We start from the raw sequence: 17,072 nt of genomic DNA, 5'->3' as shown, positions 1-17,072 counted from the left end.
ATATACCTTGTTCATTTTTATTCGGAGCAGTAAAGGACGATAACATAAAAAATAAAAATTTACGGAAAAATTTTTAAAGTTTGCTTTATTATATTGGAAAAGTGGTGATTAATATGCCTAAACCTACTTTTAGAAAAATAATAGCAGCAGCATCTATAATTGCTATCTTCATAATTTTGTTATTTTATTTCAATACTAAAAGAGCAACTGAAATACCTGATATAAAAACGTATAACATAGATAAAATTGAAATTATTGACATGTCAAACAGAAGTAAAACCACTATTGTAGCAGATAAAGATAAAATATCAGAATTTATGAAACAGCTTGATAAATATATAGTGGCAAAAAATAGATTTTTAGAAAAGAGCGGTTATAATTATGTGTTTAAGCTTGAGATGGAAATATATAATGGAGACAGCATAAACATTAATGGCAAAGAATATTACATTGTGAAAAATGGTATGTCTAATGAGGAAATTCAAGCCTTTCTAAAAAAATAGACTAGCCTTAAAAAATTGAATAAATTAATTATTAGGCTCTGTTTTAAATAAGTGTTGAATTTTACACTTATTTAAAACTTCCTTTACGAAAACCGCCTTTATCAACATTCTTTTAAAACATATCCAATTATTAAGATTCAGGGGGAGGATTTATGAGTGATTTATCTTTGACTATGGTTATTTCATCAATTATTGTTATAGTCGTTACAGTATTTTTGGCTAAAAATGTATTTGTTATTCTTTTTCAAGGAAGGCTTATTGTTAAAACAGAAGAAATACAGTTTGCAGCTATATTTTGGACAATAATTTTAATTATAAATGTATATCTTTTGTACAAGAATATTGTTAGTTATCATCAATATAAATACGAGGAAGTTTTTATTACAAATATTCTGGGCAATATAGGTATTATTGAGCTGATGATTATATCAATATTACGAACGATATGGAGCTACGAGATAAGAGAAAGAGGTATCTCCAATTATGGAAGCTTTTATAAATGGACTAAAGTTAAAAGCTATGAATGGGTTTCCAAATACGAGATACAATTTAAAGTTAAAACAATTTTTAATCCTAATAGGATCGTGAAATTTAGAATATTTGAAGATGAAATAAAGGCAAAAGTTGATGAAATTTTAAAAAGAAATATTTTATAATTATTATAATAAAAGCTATGCTGGCTGATACAGCATAGCTTTTAACTATTTATTCTGAAGTTCTATAAAAGAGAAGCTTTCTACATCAAAAAGTCCCTTTTCTGTAAGCCTAAGCTCTGGAATTACTGGCAGCGCCATGAAAGATAGTGTTATAAAAGGATCTATGTCCTTGTTAACTCCTAGCTTTCTTGCAGTAAGAACCATTTCTTTCATTATGTCTTTTACCTCATGGACTGGAAGATTGCTCATCAAACCGCACACAGGAAGAGGCAGGCTCCCTATGATTTTACCTTCAGAGGAAATCACATAACCTCCCTCTAGCTCTTTTATATATTTTACTGCATTTATAATGTCCTCATCATTATCTCCAGCTGCTATGATATTGTGAGAATCATGGGCCACACTAGTAGCAATGGCTCCATTTTTTATACCAAAACCCTTTAGCACACCTATTCCAACAAAATTATTCTTTCCATGCCTTTCCACCACGCAGAGCTTACTATAGTTTTCATCAGAAATGAACTCTTTAGCTTTTCCAGGAAGGCTTTCATATAAATGCTTGGTGGTTATCTGATGGGCAATCATTCCTATAACATGATTCTTTTCTTGCCTTTCAAGTTTTAGCTGAGATTTTTTTAAATCCTCACATTTTATGGTGTTTAAAAGAGAGGGGGTTTTTATTTCATAGCTAAAGCTTGAGAGATAATCTTCATTTATGAATTTACCATTTTTTATAACGAAATTAGGAAGGACTTCTTTTAAATCTTCCAGCACAACTATGTCAGCAGTGTAACCAGCAGCTATTGCTCCCAGCTTTTTAAGACCATAGACCTTAGCAGAATTATAAGAGGCCATTTTATAAGCAGTAATAGGAGGTACGCCTAGGCTGATGGCTTTCCTTATACAATAATTGATATGTCCTTCTGTTTCGATATCCTCTAAATGCTTATCGTCAGTGCAGAACATACATTGTTCAAAGGAAATGCCATTATCTAAAAAACCTTTAACAATGGTTTCCAGGTTTCTTGCGCCGCTGCCTTCTCTTATAAAAATATGCATGCCTGCTCTTAATTTATCTAAAGCTTCCTCAAAGCTGTAGCACTCATGGTCATTATCAACACCAGCAAGATGATAAGCTTGAACTTCTTTACCAGAAATTCCAGGAGCGTGACCATCTATAACCTTATTTTTAAATAAAGCTATTTTATCTAAAGCCTTTGAAGCACCATTAAGAACATCCTGGAAACACATCATCTCCCCAAGTCCAAGAATTCTAGGATTATTTATATATTTAGACATGTGACAAGCTAAAAATTCTCCGGCTCCATTGGTATCATATTCAGTGGAGGGTACCGAGGAGGGAACCATGATATATGCAGACAAAGGAATATTTTCAGTGGCATCCAAGATAAAATCTAAACCCTCTTCACCTTTTACATTTACCAGCTCATGAGGATCTGCAATTACAGTAGTAGTGCCGGCAGAAAACAGCATTTTAGAGAGCTCAAGTGGCATGACCATGGTGCTTTCAATATGCATATGAGCATCTATGAAGCCAGGTACAATATATTTGCTTGAGCAGTCAATCTCTTTAACGCCGCTGTAATTTCCAACTCCCACAATTTCGTTATCAACAATAGCTACATCAGCTTTTACTAGCTCTTCGCTAAAAACATTAAGTACATTTCCATTCTTTAAAACCAAATCAGCTTTTTCTATTCCTCTAGCCACTAATAATTTATGCTGCATACCTTTCATTTAAATCAATCCTTCCTATAAAATATATCCTAAAAAAACCAACCACCTTTAGGATTAAAAGCGCACCAATGCCTTGGCACACTTATAATCAACTATTATCGGTAGTTGGTAGAGACGCTCAACCTTATTATGAGCTTATATAAGCATTAATAATTAATATTATTTTATGAAGTAGAATATCACAAGTGGAGGTAGGTGTCAATAAGAAATAATTTCAAGTATTTTGCCTACTCCCTGCTTAATTTCTTTCACATTAGCGCAGCCTGTGCTTATCTTCAATATATCATTGGTAAAATAGTCTAATAAATAATCTTCTCTTAAGTCTTTTATGATGATATCTGATTTATAACATTCTCTAATCAAATAGTTAAGGTCAAAGTGATCTAAAAATTCTATGCAGCCATAGAAGCCGGTAGCAGGGATATGCCACTTAATATTTGGGCAGCTTAGACTTTCAGACACTTCTTTTAAAGCCTTCATCCTTTCACTGTAAAGCTTTCTTATGCGCTTCTTATTGTTATTAAACATTCCGCTCTTTAAATATATTTCTAAGGCTCCTTGGGAAATCACAGCAGTGCTTAGATCTATGGCCCTTTTATAAGTATCGAAGGTGTTTCGCAAAATTTTAGGCAGCACAACAGCGGCTATTCTTAGACCTGGGAGCAGTATTTTGGAAAAACTTTTTATATAGCACACTCTAGAGTCCGTGTCGGTGTAATATAAAGGATATACATTGCTTTTAAGCTCAAGATCTCCAAGATAATCATCTTCTACAATATAAACATCATATTTGGCTGCTAATTTTAAGATTTTCTTTTTATCCTCCAAGTCATAGCTTACTCCAAGAGGGTTGCTGAATCTTGGAATAGAATAAAAGCATTTTATATTATCCTGAGCAAATTTTCTTTCCAGCTCATTAAAATCGATACCATTGAATTTTCTCTCTATTCCCAATACAGGAGTTTTGGTTACCTCTAGGGCTTTTAACACTCCTTTATAGGTAGGCTGCTCCACTAGAACATTTTTCTTTCCGTTTGGAAATGGCATGCTGCAAAGTATATTTATAGCCTGCTGTGAGCCAGAGGCTATAAATATGTCCTCTGGTGAACAAAAAATCTGGTAGTCTTCAAAATGAGTTTTCAAAATTTCAATAAGTCCTGGAAGCCCTTGAGCAGGGGAATAATTAAACAGGGAAGCTTTATATATTTCTATAGCCTGTCTTAGGCAGTGCTGAAATTCTTCATAGGGCAGCACACTTTCATCTGGTGAACCAGAGGATAGATCAATTAGCTTATCTTTTTCATTTTTATGCATATCTGTCTTGTCCACTAAATAATATCCGCTTTGAGGGATGGAGTATACCACATGCTGAAGCTGAAGCTTCTCGTAGGCATGAACTACGGTCTGTTTGCTGCAGCAAAACCTTTCTGAAAGTTTTCTTATGGTAGGCAGCTTTTGGTTATATTTTATATTTCCGCATTTTATCTCACTCAAAATGAAATCTGTTATATCACTGTATTTACTCATAATTATCTCCAATTGTACTAGGACAACTTGATTTTTTATTTATTGAATTGGTTGCTTTTGTTAATTACACTGTAATTATATCACAGAGCTAATTTGAATCAAAAGGAAGTGTTATTTTGCTTAAGCATGTTGGAACTAATACTATTGAAACAGACAGATTGATACTTAGAAGATTTCATCATTTGGATAATGAGACTATGCGTGGAAACTGGGTCAGCGACGAAAAGCTTCAAGCCATGTATTCTGAACCAGTATATAACACTGAGACAGAAGTTAATGAGCTTCTCAGCACTTATATAAATTCCTATGAAAAGCTTGACTATTACAGGTGGGCTGTTGTGTTAAAAGAAAATGGAGAATGCATTGGACAAATTGCCTTTTTCTTAGTGGATAATAAAAATAATTTTTGCGAGATAGAATATTGTATAGGAAGTAAATTTCAAAATAGAGGTTTGGCTACAGAAGCTGCAAAGGCAGTTATTGATTTTGCCTTTAAGGAAGTTCAATTTCATAAAGTACAGATTTGCCATAGGGACAACAATATAGCCTCAAAAGCAGTAATAAAAAAATGCGGTTTCAAATATGAAGGTACTCTCAGAGATTATTTCTATGCTGCTGGAAGTTATGTGGACAGATTATATTATTCTATATTGAAGGATGAATGGGAGAAGCAAAAGAATCTGGCAGCTAATAAATTTTATTTTGTAAATGGCAGTGTAGAGCTGCTAGAATTTGTAGAACCTCTGTGGTATAAGCTAAATAAGCATCATGAAGAAAAATCAAATTACTTTAAGGAAAGATACAGAAATTTCAAATTTGAAAATAGAAAAAATAAGCTTTTGCTGGGTGATATGCTTATCAATATAGATTTAATCAAAAAAGAAAAAGCATATGTGGGTTACTGCATAAGTTCTATAAATAAAGAGCATATTGGAGAGATAGAGTCTATATATATCGAAGAAGAATACAGAAAATATGGACTTGGGGACAGCCTTATGAAGAGGGCTTTGAAATGGCTGGAGGAAAAGGGTGCAAAGAGCAAGATGATAGGTGTGGCAGAAGGAAATGATGAAGTGCTTGAGTTTTATAAGAAATATGGTTTTTATAAAAGAACCACAATATTGCAACAGAAATAAGAGGTGGATGGTATGTTTATAATAATTTTAAAATATAAAAAAGCTTTGAAAGAGGTTGAAAAGCATCTAGAAGCTCACGTAAAATTTTTGGATAAATATTATGCATTAAATAAATTCATCTGTTCAGGAAGGCAGCAGCCAAGAGTGGGCGGAGTAGTTATATGCAATGCAAAGGATAAGGAAGAGGCTAAGCTTATAATGCAGGAAGATCCCTTTTATAAGAACGACGTTGCTGAGTATGAAGTGATAGAGTTCGTACCCACTAAGTATAAGGAAGGCTTTGAAAAATTTATAGAGTAGGAGATATGATATGATAAGACGAATGGAATGTAGAGACAGTGATGCCATAAGAGAAATAGATAAGCTATGCTTTAGAGAGAATAATGCGAGAAGAAAGGAAGGCATAGAAGGATATATAGAAGTGGGTCAGAATTCAAGCCTAGTATATGAGCTTGATGGAAAAGTGGTAGGTTATAATTTTCTGCATATATGGGGAGCACTTGGATGGCTTGGACCCATTGGAGTACATCCTGAATATCAGGGAAAAGGTGTCGGCAAGGAGCTAGTGGAGCAAACAATAAAAGTTTTGAAAGAAGAATATAAGGTTTCTACTGTGGCACTTAATACAATGCCAGAAATACCTTATAACGTAGGCTTTTATATGGATTTGGGCTTTACTCCCCTTAAATTATCTTTAAATATGATAAAGAAAATTGATTTTTCTAATACCAGTAATCTTGAAAATGCTTATGCTGCTGAGCGTTTGGACATAACTCAGGAAGAGAATTATGTAGAAATAGAAGAAGCTCTGAAGAATATTTCAAAAGAGGCTTTTCAGGATTTTGATTTGACCTCAGAATTATATCTTATTAAAAATAAAGCTTTTGGAACTGTATTTACCTTAAAAGCTCACGATAAGATTCGTGGAATAGTAATATGCTATACAAAATCCTTGAGAGAAGAAAATACTAAAAAGCTTCAAATAAAATTGGCGGTAATGGATAGCTTTCTAGATTATAAAATAGCTTTGGATTCAATAATGAAGGCGCTTACTGAGTATTGCGGTGAAATCGGCTTTAACAGCATAGCTATAGACGCTAATACCTATAATGAGGATATCTGTAATTATCTAATGTCAAAGCATGCTTTCAAAATAGAGAGAACTCAGATATTTATGACCATGGGAAAAGAAAATCCTTTTGAAAATAAAAATATTCTTCTGCTTACAAGGCTAGCTGGTTAACTATGGAATATTCCATGGAATAAATGTATAATTAAGTAAAGTTTGTTTTTAGTTTGAGAGGTGAAATATATGAAAACACTTAGGCTAATTATGTGCCATTAGCAAAGATTGCTTATATGGCATAGGAAGTTAATACAAGTAATCTTTGCACTGACTTATTATAATAAATATGATAAGGAGCAAGGATATGGCTTATATTAAGGCGGAAGAAATATTACCTAAGGAATTACTAGAGTCTATTCAGAGGTATGTGGATGGAGAATGCCTATATATCCCTAGAAGAAATGACGCTAGAAAATCCTGGGGAGAAAAAAGCGGTACGAGGATTTCAATCGATAAAAGGAACAGAGAAATATTTAATAAATATAAAAATGGATTAACTATAATCCAATTAGCTAATATGTATTTTTTATCAGAGAAAACCATACAAAAAATTATCTATAAGAGAAGAATCATTGTAAAATAAAAGAGACTTAAGGGTCTCTTTTTCTATTATATTTTAATTAGTAAATAAATTGGGGAAACTTTTTGGTGCCATTAAGTAGTATCATAAAGCTACAAAAATAAGGAAGGTGATATTATGAACATATCAGAAAATCATGCCCCAGATATAGAGGAGATGGGTGATTTTTTTAATAAGAGGGCAGACACCTATGAATCGCATATGATGAATGAAGTGGATGGCTATGAAGAATATTATGCGGAAACTGCTAGGTACATACCTAAGGATAAAGCTATAAGACTTTTAGATATTGGCTGTGGTACAGGCCTTGAATTGGAAGAGATCTTTAAGCTAAATCCATTTGTTAAGGTTACTGGCATAGATTTGGCGGATAAAATGCTGGAAAGGCTAAGAGAAAAATACAGCCATAAAAAAGATCAGATATCTCTTATAAATGACTCTTATTTTCATGTTGATTATGGAAGAGAAAGCTATGATGCAGCACTTTCTGTAATGACATTGCATCATTTTACTCATGAAGAAAAGCTAAAAATATATAAAAAACTTTATGACAGCCTAGTAGAGCATGGAATGTATATTGAGACAGATTATACTGCTGAAAATCAAGAACAGGAAGATTATTTTTATGGGGAGCTTAAGCGTATAAAGAAAGAGAACAACATAAAAGAGGGCTTTTATCACTACGACACCCCATGCACTGTAGAAAATATCATCATGCTGCTGAAGCAGGCAGGCTTTAAGGATGTACAGTTAAATTGGAGAAAAAGAGCTACTTCCATTATTACGGCAGTAAAGTGATTAAAAACACAGCCTAATTATTTTTAGAAGGTAGTGAGTTGAACCATTTATATTTACATTGCTTCCATTTTTCATATGAATACTAGTTATGTTTGATGCATTATTTTTTAATAAGTCATCAAAACTTTTAGGTGAATGCTGAACCATTAAAAATGAAATTACAGAGAACAATAAAATATGTTATCATTAGAATAGGATAGGCTTCAAGCATATCCTATTTTAATATGTGCATGAATTTATTTTTAGGAGATAAAGCATGGGAAAAATATTTGTGGTAGAAGATGATGTGAAACTGAGAAACTTGATAAAGGATTCCCTTGAAAGATATGGCTACGCCATCCTTGCAGCAGAGGACTTTTTAAGCCTTGAGGAGGAGTTTAAGAAGGAGCTCCCTGAGCTGGTTTTGCTGGATATAAATCTGCCCTATAATGATGGCTTTTATTACTGCAGAGCTTTCAGAAGGATTTCAAAGGCTCCAATAATAATGATATCTGCAAGAAATGGTGACATGGAGCAGGTGATGAGCATGGAGCTTGGAGCAGATGATTATATCATAAAGCCTTTTAATATAGATATACTTATAGCTAAGGTAAAATCTGTTTTTAGAAGGGTTTACGGAGAATATTCTAATGCGGAGGAAAAGGATTTAGAGGTTCTTGGAATGCGCCTTAAAGAGAAAAGCTTTAAGATTGAATACAAAGGTATGCAGCTGGAGCTAAGCAAGAACGAATTTAAGCTTGTTAAGAAGTTTTTAGAGAAAAAGGATATGGTAGTAAGCAGAGAAGAATTGCTCTCAGAGCTTTGGGATGAATTCAATTTTGTGGATGACAATACCTTAACGGTAAATGTAACAAGAATTAAGAATAGATTAAGTGAGCTAGGAATAAGAGGAGCCATAAAGACCAAAAGAGGTATTGGATATATATTTGATACAAGTGCACTGGAGGCGGGAAGAGATGAATAAGAAAATATTTAAAAATTTTCTTCTGGATCATTTATCCTTCACTGCCTCTTATTTTATAAGCAATATACTGATAGGCGTGTTCTATTATCTATCTGCAGGAAAAGACATAGAAATAGCATATCCAGCTTGCATATCTATATTTGTGTATGTAGTTTTTATACTTTATAAATGGATAACCTATAGAAATTTTAATGTAAATGCTAGCAAGCTTGTAGAAAATGTAGATTATGATATTAAGAGCTACAGCTCTGAAAGCAAGGAATTGGTAAGAATTATTGGTGCAATTCACAGAGGCTATTTGGAAAAGCTTAATGGTTTAAGCAGCGAGCAAAGCAATCAAAAACGCTTTTTATCACAGTGGATTCATAATATGAAAACTCCTGTAGCAGTGATGGATCTTATACTTCAGAAAAATAAAAAAGGAGAAATTGAAAATACCAAAGCTCTTGAGGATATAGGAGAGGAAAGCTTAGAGCTTGAAAATAAGCTGAATCAGGTTTTAAATATGCTTAGGCTTGAAGAATTCAGTCAGGATTATAATCCGGAAACTGTGGATTTGGTGACTTCTGTAAGAAAAATTATAAATGATAGGAAAAGCCAATTTATATATAATAAAATCTATCCTAAAATACAGGAAAAAGGAAAACTCCTTGTACTTACAGACGAAAAATGGAATGAAGCTATGCTGGAGCAGATTTTATCCAATGCTATAAAATATTCTGCTGGCAGGGATAAATATAAAAATGTATATTTTATATTTAATAGTGAAGAGGACAAGGTTAGCCTCACCATAAAAGATGAGGGAATAGGAATACCAAAACATGATTTGGAAAGAGTATTTAAACCTTTTTTTACGGGAGACAATGGAAGAGTTCAGCAAGGGGCTACAGGCATAGGACTATATTTTTGCAGTGAAGTGGCTAAAAAGCTGGGACATACTATACATATAAAATCAGAGCTAGGGGTAGGGACTGAAGTAACCATTGAATACCTTTCAAAACTGTAAGGTTTAATTAGCAAGATAAATGGCTTATAGTTAAGAGCTGCCCTAAAATAATATCAGGATATAAATTTAGGGAGGTAAATAAAAATGAGTGTTTTAACAGCTAAAAATATAACCAAGATATATGGAGGAAAAGATGAAGAAAGCTCCACAGCTGCGTTGAATGGAGTGAGCCTTTCCATAGAAGCAGGAGAATTTGTGGGTATAATGGGGCCTTCTGGCAGCGGAAAAACCACTCTTGTAAATATATTGAGCGGCATCAGTAAGCCCACTTCGGGAAGTGTTTTTATAGATGAAAAAGATATAACTAAGCTGGATAAATATGAAATGGCCCTTTTTAGAAGGCAAAAGCTTGGCTTTGTATTTCAGGAGTTTAATCTTTTAGATAGCCTCACTTTAAGGGAAAATGTTATGCTTCCTATGATATTAGATAAGAGAGAAGCTGAGCATATGAAAGCAAGGGCTAAAGAGATAATGACTTTATTTGATATCGAAGCTATAGGGGATAAATATCCTTATAATGTGTCTGGTGGTCAGCAGCAGAGAGCCGCAGTAAGCAGAGCTCTGGTAAATGAGCCTGTGATAGTTTTTGCAGATGAACCTACAGGAAATCTGGATTCTAAATCCTCCAATGCAGTAATGAATTGCTTTAAGAAAATGAATGAGGATAAAAACAGCACTATATTAATGGTAACTCACGATGCCTTTGCCGCCAGCTTTTGTAAAAAGATTATATTTATAAAAGACGGAAGAATCAATATGGAAATTGTAAATAAGGGAGACAGAAAAGAATTCTTTAACAGCATATTAGATTGCCTTGCCGTTATTGGAGGTGAGAGAGTTGACCTTTAGAGACGTAGCCATAAAGAATTTTAAATTAAACCTTCAAAAGTTTTTCTCCTACTTTTTGTGCAGCAGCTTTTCCATAATGATATTTTTTATATATTCCTCACTGCTTTTCAACGAAAATTTGAAGAAGCAGTCAGATCATTTTGCTATAAGCATGTTGTTTTATATAACCTTAACTGCTTTAGCCGCCTTTTCTGTATTTTTTATAAATTATGCTCATTCTGCCTTTATGAAAGCAAGAAAAAAAGAATTTGGAATTTATCTTACTTTAGGTATGAACTCTGATGATTTAAAGAATATAGTTAACCTGGAAAATATAATCATAGTAGCCGCATCTCTTCTAGCAGGTCTAATAACAGGTGTGCTTTTTTCAAGATTATTTCAAATGATTGTGTTAAAGCTCTTAGATATACAGAATGTGGCATTTTCTCTAAGCTATAAATGTTTTTTATTAACCCTAGGTGTATTCTCTATTATTTTTTTAATGGTTATAATCATTAGTAATTTGCAGACAAGAAATATGGATATATCAGAGTTGTTGAAGGAAGGCAGGAAGGGAAAATTCACAAAGGGCGGGAAATTAAAGGCTTCTGGGGGAATTTTCATGCTGCTGCTGTCTGTTATTTTTCTTGGAGTAATAACACAGCATGAAAAGCTTAGAAGTAATGGTGTTATAGTAATAGCTTATGTATTTTGGTGTTTTCTTGGTACCTATATAACCATAAGTAATATTGGCACTGCATATATAGATTTTATAAAAGGAAAAAGCTATTATTATTCCAATATATTATCTATCACGGAGATAAGTCATAAATTTACTCAGAATAAGAAAATCATATTTGTTTTAAGCATATTGAGCGCTATGACCATTACTCTGGTAGCTTCTCCTGTTTCTTTGTACAGTTTATCTTCAAGCATAGCTGAAATGAACAGTAACAGCAATATAGAATTTGTGCAGCTTGGCAATATAAATAAGCTATCTCAGCAGAGCTTTAAAGAGCTCATCAGTAAGTCTAATTCAAGCATTGAAAGCATTAAAAATACAGAATTTATAGCTCTGCAGCTTAAAGAGGCTTCTGTCAGTGAAAAGTATTTGAATGAAAGACCTGTAGTTTCAGAAAAGACCTATAATTCTGTAACAGGAAGTCAGGTTAACCTTAAAAAAGGGGAAGCATTAAATGTACTGCTTGACTGGCTTCCTGGATATCATGGAATAGAGCCTTTAAGCAATATAAAACTTTCTGACGGAAATAATGATACCTTCGATTTTAAAGTTACGGAGTCTATACACTCTAAGTGGGTGGCTTCCATAGATAGTTACAGCACTAGCTCAGGTCTGGTAATCAGTGATGAAGACTACGAAAATATAAAGAAGCTAGCAGCCCAGGACGATATTGGATTTTTCAGGTCTGTAAAATTTGATAACTGGAAAAATACCAAGCCCCTGGTAGATAACCTAAAGTCAGAGCTTGACAAAATAAATAGCAGCTTAACTTCAAAGGATAAAAAAGCAGCTTTAAATTTGAAAGTAAATTCTACCATAGAAAGGTACGATGAATTAAAACGAGGTTACTCCTTTTTCATATTTGTAACTACTATCATGGGAGCTCTGTTTTTTATAGCAGGAGGCAGCGTCCTATTCTTTAAAAAATATACAGAACTTGAAGAAGACAGAGAAAGATTTTTTAAGCTTTATAAAATAGGTATAAGCGAAAAAGAAGCAGAAGCAGTGGTGGCTAAAGAACTGAGGATTATGTTCTTTTCCCCCCTTATTGTAGGAAGTCTTTTAGGCTACAGCTTCATATATCTTTTAACCTTCATGTTTGATGGAGGAGATATAATTAAAAAATTCATGACTAATGCTACCTTTGTACTAATTATATATTTTGTATTTCAAGCTGTGTTTTACTATATTACTAAAAGAAAATACAGCGCGGAGGTCATAAGAAAATTAAAGCTATAAGTTTATCAATTTGAATTTAAGCTGTTTAAGATCATTCCTGTGATTACTAAAGCTATTCCCAGAAAAGCTATTAGAGTAGGGAGTCTGTCGTGGAAAACTAGAATTGCTCCTAGGAGAGTAAATATAACTTCACCAGATTGAGTAGATTCCACAACGGCTAATTTGTGAATATCATGTTTAACTAAATCCGTAGCCTTAAAAAACAGTATGGTGGCTATGATACCTGAGAACAGGGCAACTATAGCCGATTGGAGAATTTGATTTGAGCTTGGAAGTCCAGCTGAATAAATTCCACAAAGAGCTATAAATATCCAAAAGGGCATACTGCATAGTGTCATACCAAATACTCTTTGAAAGGTGTTCAGGTCTTCACTGCATATTTCCATCATTTTTCTGTTGCCAAGGGGGTAGGAAAAAGCTGCAATAATAACTGGAATAATTCCTATTATTACTTTGTCAGCGGCTACCTGCTTGGCCTGTTCAAATTGTATAAGAAATATTCCTATTAAAATAATTAAGGACATGAATAAGGATTTTTTAGGAAGCTTATTTCTTACTTTAAGCTTACCTTTTGGAGTATCTATAGTCTTAAAAAATAATGGTGATAAAAGAGCACCGCAGATTATGGTTATCTGCCAGGTACCAGCTACTAGCCAGGATGGACCATAGCTGGAGGCAAAGCTAAGAGGAGAGTAGAATAGCCCAAAACCCACCGTGCTCCAAAGAATCCATTTTCCAGGCTTCTTTTTTATATCTTCAATTACTGAGAAAGTTTGTCCTTTGATAAGCATCATAATAAGCAAAAGTACCAGCATAAAAATATATCTTAACGAAGAACTCCAAAGCCAGCTGCCTCCAGCTAAATTCATTTGCTGATTCAATAGAAAAGTGAAAGCGAAAAAGAAGGATGCGGATATCCCAAGTAAAAGTGCTTTTCCCATAGTGTTTTGCTCCTTATCAATTAATGCTGTATAGTATATTATATATTAATCTGTTATATTGTACAATATTAAGTTTACAACAGAACCTAAATGTAATAGCATATATAGTATAAGGTACCAAGAAGAAGGTGGTTAGCTATGAAGGACTTAAGCATTATTATAGGAAATAGATTGAAGGAAATCAGAAGCGGCAGGCAGCTTAGCTTAGATGAGACTGCTAAACTAACTGGGGTAAGCAAGGGAATGCTTAATCAGATTGAAAGAGGACAATCCAATCCTACAGTATCTACTCTTTGGAAGATTGCTACGGGACTGAAGGTTTCCTTTTCCTTATTCATGGATGAGCAGCAGGAAGAGCTGAAGGTAATAACCCAAAACGACATAGAGCCTATAATAGAAGAAGAGAACAAAATGAAGCTGTATCCCATATTTCCTTTCGATGCTAATAGAGGCTTTGAGATATTAACTATAGAATTGGAAATAGGCTGCAAACATATTTCAACACCTCACAATGAGGGGGTGGAGGAATACATAATTGTTACAGAAGGAGAAATGGAAGTTTCTATAGGCAATAAAAAATACGGGCTAAAAAAGGGCAATTCCATTAAGTTTATGGCCAACATTCCACATGAATATAGAAATGCTGGAAACGAGAGAGCAGTGTTTCAAAACATAATATTTTATACTAAATGAAAAAAAGTCTATGCCTTAAGAAGGGGGCATAGACTTTTTGAGTTATTTGCTTACTGGTACTTCGGGCTCATCATAAGAGATAGATTTTTCACCACCTATTACATTAAGCTTCAATGCTTTGGAGGTTGTATTTATTTTTGTATATACAGTACTTGTATTCAAGTCTTTTTCAGAATGATTTTGGTAAGTGTCATTAGTTCCACCAGGAAATTGAAACTGTAAATTATTATATATTCTTTTTTTGTTAGTGTAAGTAATAGTATATTCAGCGGAATTATTATTTTTTTTCATAGAGGATATTCTGAAATTTTCACCGTTGTAGTCATATTCTTTTGATAAATCATTTATATCAATATCATATGATTTTGGTTCCATGTAAGTTAATTGTAGCCCTGTAAGCTTTATACCTATATTTCGGCAATTGTTATAGTACAAGGATTTAAATTCTTGTGTTCCATACATGGAGGAGTTATCATTTGATGAGGAATCGTCGTAGGATACAGATTTTCCAGGTGTTCTGATACTCATACTCGATATTTTAGGGCTATTATCAGAGGAATTTATAGCAGAAAGATATTCATTATTACAGCTAATGCTTATTTTAGGATGGACTATACTTAAATTATCTTGATTCTTAGGTATAAAGCTATAGTCAAGTAAAGTTTTTAAAACACCAAGTTTAATAGAATTTATTTTTAGAGTTCCAATATCCAGCTCATATTCTTTATTAACTGGTATTGTTCTGATTTCTTGCATAGGGACTTGAAGCTTTATATTCCAATCAACTTTAACTAAATTTTTTGGATTAAGAATAGAAGCCACTTTGTCCAATATACCTTTGTCCTCACTATTGTCAAAAATAATATTTTCGATTCCTATAGTTATAGGATTATTTTTCATATAGGTAAGTGAATCTTCGTTAGGAGTTATACTAAATGCTTTATCATTTTCTTTTGAATTTGAATTAGGTATACTATATCCCCATTTATCATTGAACTTTTCCCCATAATGATTAGAGAGACTAATAGTATTTATAGAATATCTAGGATCTGAAACATCATAAATAACTTCCATGCCAGTTTCATCAGCCACAATTTCTTTAAATTTAAATTCCACGTTTTTGTATTTAAAGCTTTGATTGATTTCTGTTATATTTTTATGCGCGCGGGCTAAATCTATTTCCTGCTTGTAAGGAATACCGCTATATTGATCGATTGCAAAAGTGGTAACGGGAATTCCAACGATTATTGCCAGAATAGCTGCAGCAGCTTTATAGGCATATCCTTTCTTTTTTCTGTTTTTAACATGTTTTCTAAGTTTGATTTCTACATTATCCATTAAATTGTCAGGTATATTAGCATTCATTTTTTATACCTCCATCTTTGCTTAAAAAAATTAAGCTTCTATATAATTGGGTTTTTACCGTGCTTAAGGGAATATTCATTATAGCCGCTATTTCCAACAGGGAGTAATCCTTAAGATACCTTAGGACAACTATATCTCTTTCATCGTTTTTCAGATGTTTAATTTTATCAAAAGCCTTTATTGAAGCTTCCGATATGTAATCTTCTGCATCATAGGAGTTTTTAGCATAGGAAAAAGCAATATTATAAATTAGAGCATCCTTTTCACTTAAAAGCTGCATAAATGATGAAATATCGCCTTTCTTGCTTTTATCAACAAGCTTTTGTAATTCAGTCATAACAAACCCTTCTTTCGGAGCTTAAGCATTATTTATAGAAATCTAGATTCCTTTTGGAATTTACATAGAGTAGATATTTTCAAAGTATAAAAAGTTTCAATATTTTTCGAGGAATATGCTATAATTGTATTGTTAATTTATGTATTAGAAGTTATAAAATATATTATATCAAAAGGTGGGGAATATAATGAGTATTTTAGCAATTTTGGGGACTGTACACAGCGAAGATATGAGAAAAGAATCAAATTATCCTTTAGAAAAAATGGCAGAGATAATAGAAAGGTTTCAACCTGATGCTATTTTTGGCGAAGTAAGACCGGAAAATTGGGCTGAGTACTGTAAAGATAAAAGTTATGATGGATATCTTGGACCAAATGAATACAGGAGATTCATAATACCTTATTGCGAGAAACGAGGAATAAAATTCGTCCCTGTAGATTGGTTTGAAGACGATATGGTAGGAATGGATTATTATGAAGGGAAATCAGAAGAAGAGAAGCTGAAACTCGATAAAAAAGATGAGGAATTTATGAAGCTTTATATGGATGCAGGGAAGAAGAGCGCCATACCTTTTAATTCTTTTGAGGCAAATGAAGTGGCAAAAAGGTGGCATGATTTTGCAGATGAAGTAAATCATAAAGTAAATAATGTGTACTGGATATGCAGAAATGAGCTTATGATCATGAGAATTAAGAATGCGTTAAAAGAATTGGAAGGCAAGAAAGTATTGTGTACTGTTGGAGCAGAGCATACATATTTTTATTATGACGGGTTAAAAGCTTTGAAAGATTGGGAATTGGTGTATCCAATAAAGGCATGAGTTGAAATTTGTCTATTCTGGTGTATATTTAGAATAAGAACTATTGCAATGGA

General features: G+C 33.2%; 18 protein-coding genes and 1 riboswitch. Of the genes, 13 read left to right on the top strand and 5 right to left on the bottom strand.

Annotated features, from left to right (window positions below; genetic code table 11):
• Positions 1 to 113 precede the first annotated feature (113 nt).
• Positions 114 to 503, top strand: coding sequence for a hypothetical protein (locus tag IAI10_RS09365; RefSeq protein ID WP_315673046.1), 390 nt, complete (start codon positions 114 to 116; stop codon positions 501 to 503).
• Between the two features lie 152 nt (positions 504 to 655).
• Complete coding sequence (locus tag IAI10_RS09360) at positions 656 to 1,159, top strand: hypothetical protein (protein WP_315673045.1); 504 nt, start codon at positions 656 to 658, stop codon at positions 1,157 to 1,159.
• A gap of 45 nt (positions 1,160 to 1,204) precedes the next feature.
• Here IAI10_RS09360 and ade read toward each other — a convergent pair whose 3' ends face one another.
• Complete coding sequence (gene ade / locus IAI10_RS09355) at positions 1,205 to 2,917, bottom strand: adenine deaminase (protein WP_315673044.1); 1,713 nt, start codon at positions 2,915 to 2,917, stop codon at positions 1,205 to 1,207.
• Positions 2,918 to 2,982: 65 nt separating this feature from the next.
• A riboswitch (purine riboswitch) is annotated at positions 2,983 to 3,080 on the bottom strand.
• Positions 3,081 to 3,115: 35 nt separating this feature from the next.
• A complete protein-coding gene (locus tag IAI10_RS09350; RefSeq protein ID WP_315673043.1) occupies positions 3,116 to 4,444 on the bottom strand; it encodes a PLP-dependent aminotransferase family protein in 1,329 nt (442 codons plus the stop codon).
• A gap of 116 nt (positions 4,445 to 4,560) precedes the next feature.
• Here IAI10_RS09350 and IAI10_RS09345 point away from each other — a divergent pair, with 116 nt between their 5' ends.
• From IAI10_RS09345 to IAI10_RS09305, 9 genes are all read left to right on the top strand, one after another.
• On the top strand, positions 4,561 to 5,580 hold the full coding sequence (locus tag IAI10_RS09345) for a GNAT family N-acetyltransferase (RefSeq protein WP_315673042.1): 1,020 nt from the start codon (positions 4,561 to 4,563) through the stop codon (positions 5,578 to 5,580).
• Between the two features lie 12 nt (positions 5,581 to 5,592).
• Positions 5,593 to 5,880, top strand: a complete 288-nt coding sequence (locus IAI10_RS09340; protein WP_315673041.1) for a YciI family protein — start codon at positions 5,593 to 5,595, stop codon at positions 5,878 to 5,880.
• A gap of 10 nt (positions 5,881 to 5,890) precedes the next feature.
• Positions 5,891 to 6,823, top strand: coding sequence for an N-acetyltransferase (locus IAI10_RS09335; RefSeq protein ID WP_315673040.1), 933 nt, complete (start codon positions 5,891 to 5,893; stop codon positions 6,821 to 6,823).
• A gap of 187 nt (positions 6,824 to 7,010) precedes the next feature.
• A complete protein-coding gene (locus IAI10_RS09330) occupies positions 7,011 to 7,289 on the top strand; it encodes a CD3324 family protein (protein WP_315673039.1) in 279 nt (92 codons plus the stop codon).
• 114 nt (positions 7,290 to 7,403) lie between these two features.
• Positions 7,404 to 8,084, top strand: coding sequence for a methyltransferase domain-containing protein (locus IAI10_RS09325; RefSeq protein ID WP_315673038.1), 681 nt, complete (start codon positions 7,404 to 7,406; stop codon positions 8,082 to 8,084).
• Positions 8,085 to 8,340: 256 nt separating this feature from the next.
• Positions 8,341 to 9,048, top strand: a complete 708-nt coding sequence (locus IAI10_RS09320) for a response regulator transcription factor (protein WP_315673037.1) — start codon at positions 8,341 to 8,343, stop codon at positions 9,046 to 9,048.
• The gene (locus tag IAI10_RS09315; RefSeq protein ID WP_315673036.1) at positions 9,041 to 10,054 is read left to right on the top strand and encodes a HAMP domain-containing sensor histidine kinase; all 1,014 of its coding nucleotides are present in this window, start codon (positions 9,041 to 9,043) and stop codon (positions 10,052 to 10,054) included. The genes IAI10_RS09320 and IAI10_RS09315 overlap by 8 nt, the downstream gene beginning before the upstream one ends.
• An 84-nt stretch (positions 10,055 to 10,138) precedes the next feature.
• On the top strand, positions 10,139 to 10,903 hold the full coding sequence (locus IAI10_RS09310; protein WP_315673035.1) for an ABC transporter ATP-binding protein: 765 nt from the start codon (positions 10,139 to 10,141) through the stop codon (positions 10,901 to 10,903).
• On the top strand, positions 10,893 to 12,863 hold the full coding sequence (locus tag IAI10_RS09305) for an ABC transporter permease (RefSeq protein WP_315673034.1): 1,971 nt from the start codon (positions 10,893 to 10,895) through the stop codon (positions 12,861 to 12,863). Before IAI10_RS09310 ends, IAI10_RS09305 begins: the two co-directional genes overlap by 11 nt.
• Before the next feature lie 5 nt (positions 12,864 to 12,868).
• Here the strand turns inward: IAI10_RS09305 and IAI10_RS09300 are convergent, their stop codons facing one another.
• Positions 12,869 to 13,804 carry a multidrug resistance efflux transporter family protein gene (locus tag IAI10_RS09300; RefSeq protein ID WP_315673033.1) on the bottom strand — a complete coding sequence of 312 codons (936 nt, stop codon included), beginning with the start codon at positions 13,802 to 13,804 and terminating at the stop codon, positions 12,869 to 12,871.
• 138 nt (positions 13,805 to 13,942) lie between these two features.
• Between IAI10_RS09300 and IAI10_RS09295 the strand changes: the two genes are divergently transcribed.
• Positions 13,943 to 14,497, top strand: a complete 555-nt coding sequence (locus IAI10_RS09295; protein WP_315673032.1) for a cupin domain-containing protein — start codon at positions 13,943 to 13,945, stop codon at positions 14,495 to 14,497.
• A gap of 42 nt (positions 14,498 to 14,539) precedes the next feature.
• Here the strand turns inward: IAI10_RS09295 and IAI10_RS09290 are convergent, their stop codons facing one another.
• Together IAI10_RS09290 and IAI10_RS09285 are read right to left on the bottom strand one after the other, a co-directional pair.
• Positions 14,540 to 15,862: a DUF4179 domain-containing protein gene (locus tag IAI10_RS09290; protein WP_315673031.1), complete on the bottom strand. Its 1,323-nt coding sequence runs from the start codon at positions 15,860 to 15,862 to the stop codon at positions 14,540 to 14,542.
• A complete protein-coding gene (locus tag IAI10_RS09285) occupies positions 15,852 to 16,199 on the bottom strand; it encodes a sigma factor-like helix-turn-helix DNA-binding protein (protein ID WP_315673030.1) in 348 nt (115 codons plus the stop codon). Before IAI10_RS09285 ends, IAI10_RS09290 begins: the two co-directional genes overlap by 11 nt.
• A gap of 187 nt (positions 16,200 to 16,386) precedes the next feature.
• On the opposite strand from IAI10_RS09285, the gene IAI10_RS09280 reads away from it, so the two are divergent.
• Positions 16,387 to 17,019, top strand: coding sequence for a hypothetical protein (locus IAI10_RS09280; RefSeq protein ID WP_315673029.1), 633 nt, complete (start codon positions 16,387 to 16,389; stop codon positions 17,017 to 17,019).
• Positions 17,020 to 17,072 lie beyond the last annotated feature (53 nt).

Origin of the sequence: Clostridium sp. 19966 (assembly GCF_032335695.1) — a bacterium.
GTDB lineage: Bacteria > Bacillota > Clostridia > Clostridiales > Clostridiaceae > JACTOJ01.
This window is presented reverse-complemented; position numbering and strand designations above follow the sequence as displayed.

Bases quoted from the DNA above. Each gene is read 5' to 3' on its own strand.
- IAI10_RS09315 (WP_315673036.1), top strand. From the start codon at position 9,041: ATGAATAAGAAAATATTTAAAAATTTTCTTCTGGATCATTTATCCTTC.
- IAI10_RS09350 (WP_315673043.1), bottom strand. From the start codon at position 4,444: ATGAGTAAATACAGTGATATAACAGATTTCATTTTGAGTGAGATAAAA.
- IAI10_RS09335 (WP_315673040.1), top strand. From the start codon at position 5,891: ATGATAAGACGAATGGAATGTAGAGACAGTGATGCCATAAGAGAAATA.
- IAI10_RS09330 (WP_315673039.1), top strand. From the start codon at position 7,011: ATGGCTTATATTAAGGCGGAAGAAATATTACCTAAGGAATTACTAGAG.
- IAI10_RS09300 (WP_315673033.1), bottom strand. From the start codon at position 13,804: ATGGGAAAAGCACTTTTACTTGGGATATCCGCATCCTTCTTTTTCGCT.
- IAI10_RS09320 (WP_315673037.1), top strand. From the start codon at position 8,341: ATGGGAAAAATATTTGTGGTAGAAGATGATGTGAAACTGAGAAACTTG.
- ade (WP_315673044.1), bottom strand. From the start codon at position 2,917: ATGAAAGGTATGCAGCATAAATTATTAGTGGCTAGAGGAATAGAAAAA.
- IAI10_RS09285 (WP_315673030.1), bottom strand. From the start codon at position 16,199: ATGACTGAATTACAAAAGCTTGTTGATAAAAGCAAGAAAGGCGATATT.
- IAI10_RS09310 (WP_315673035.1), top strand. From the start codon at position 10,139: ATGAGTGTTTTAACAGCTAAAAATATAACCAAGATATATGGAGGAAAA.
- IAI10_RS09340 (WP_315673041.1), top strand. From the start codon at position 5,593: ATGTTTATAATAATTTTAAAATATAAAAAAGCTTTGAAAGAGGTTGAA.
- IAI10_RS09365 (WP_315673046.1), top strand. From the start codon at position 114: ATGCCTAAACCTACTTTTAGAAAAATAATAGCAGCAGCATCTATAATT.
- IAI10_RS09325 (WP_315673038.1), top strand. From the start codon at position 7,404: ATGAACATATCAGAAAATCATGCCCCAGATATAGAGGAGATGGGTGAT.
- IAI10_RS09280 (WP_315673029.1), top strand. From the start codon at position 16,387: ATGAGTATTTTAGCAATTTTGGGGACTGTACACAGCGAAGATATGAGA.
- IAI10_RS09295 (WP_315673032.1), top strand. From the start codon at position 13,943: ATGAAGGACTTAAGCATTATTATAGGAAATAGATTGAAGGAAATCAGA.
- IAI10_RS09360 (WP_315673045.1), top strand. From the start codon at position 656: ATGAGTGATTTATCTTTGACTATGGTTATTTCATCAATTATTGTTATA.
- IAI10_RS09290 (WP_315673031.1), bottom strand. From the start codon at position 15,862: ATGAATGCTAATATACCTGACAATTTAATGGATAATGTAGAAATCAAA.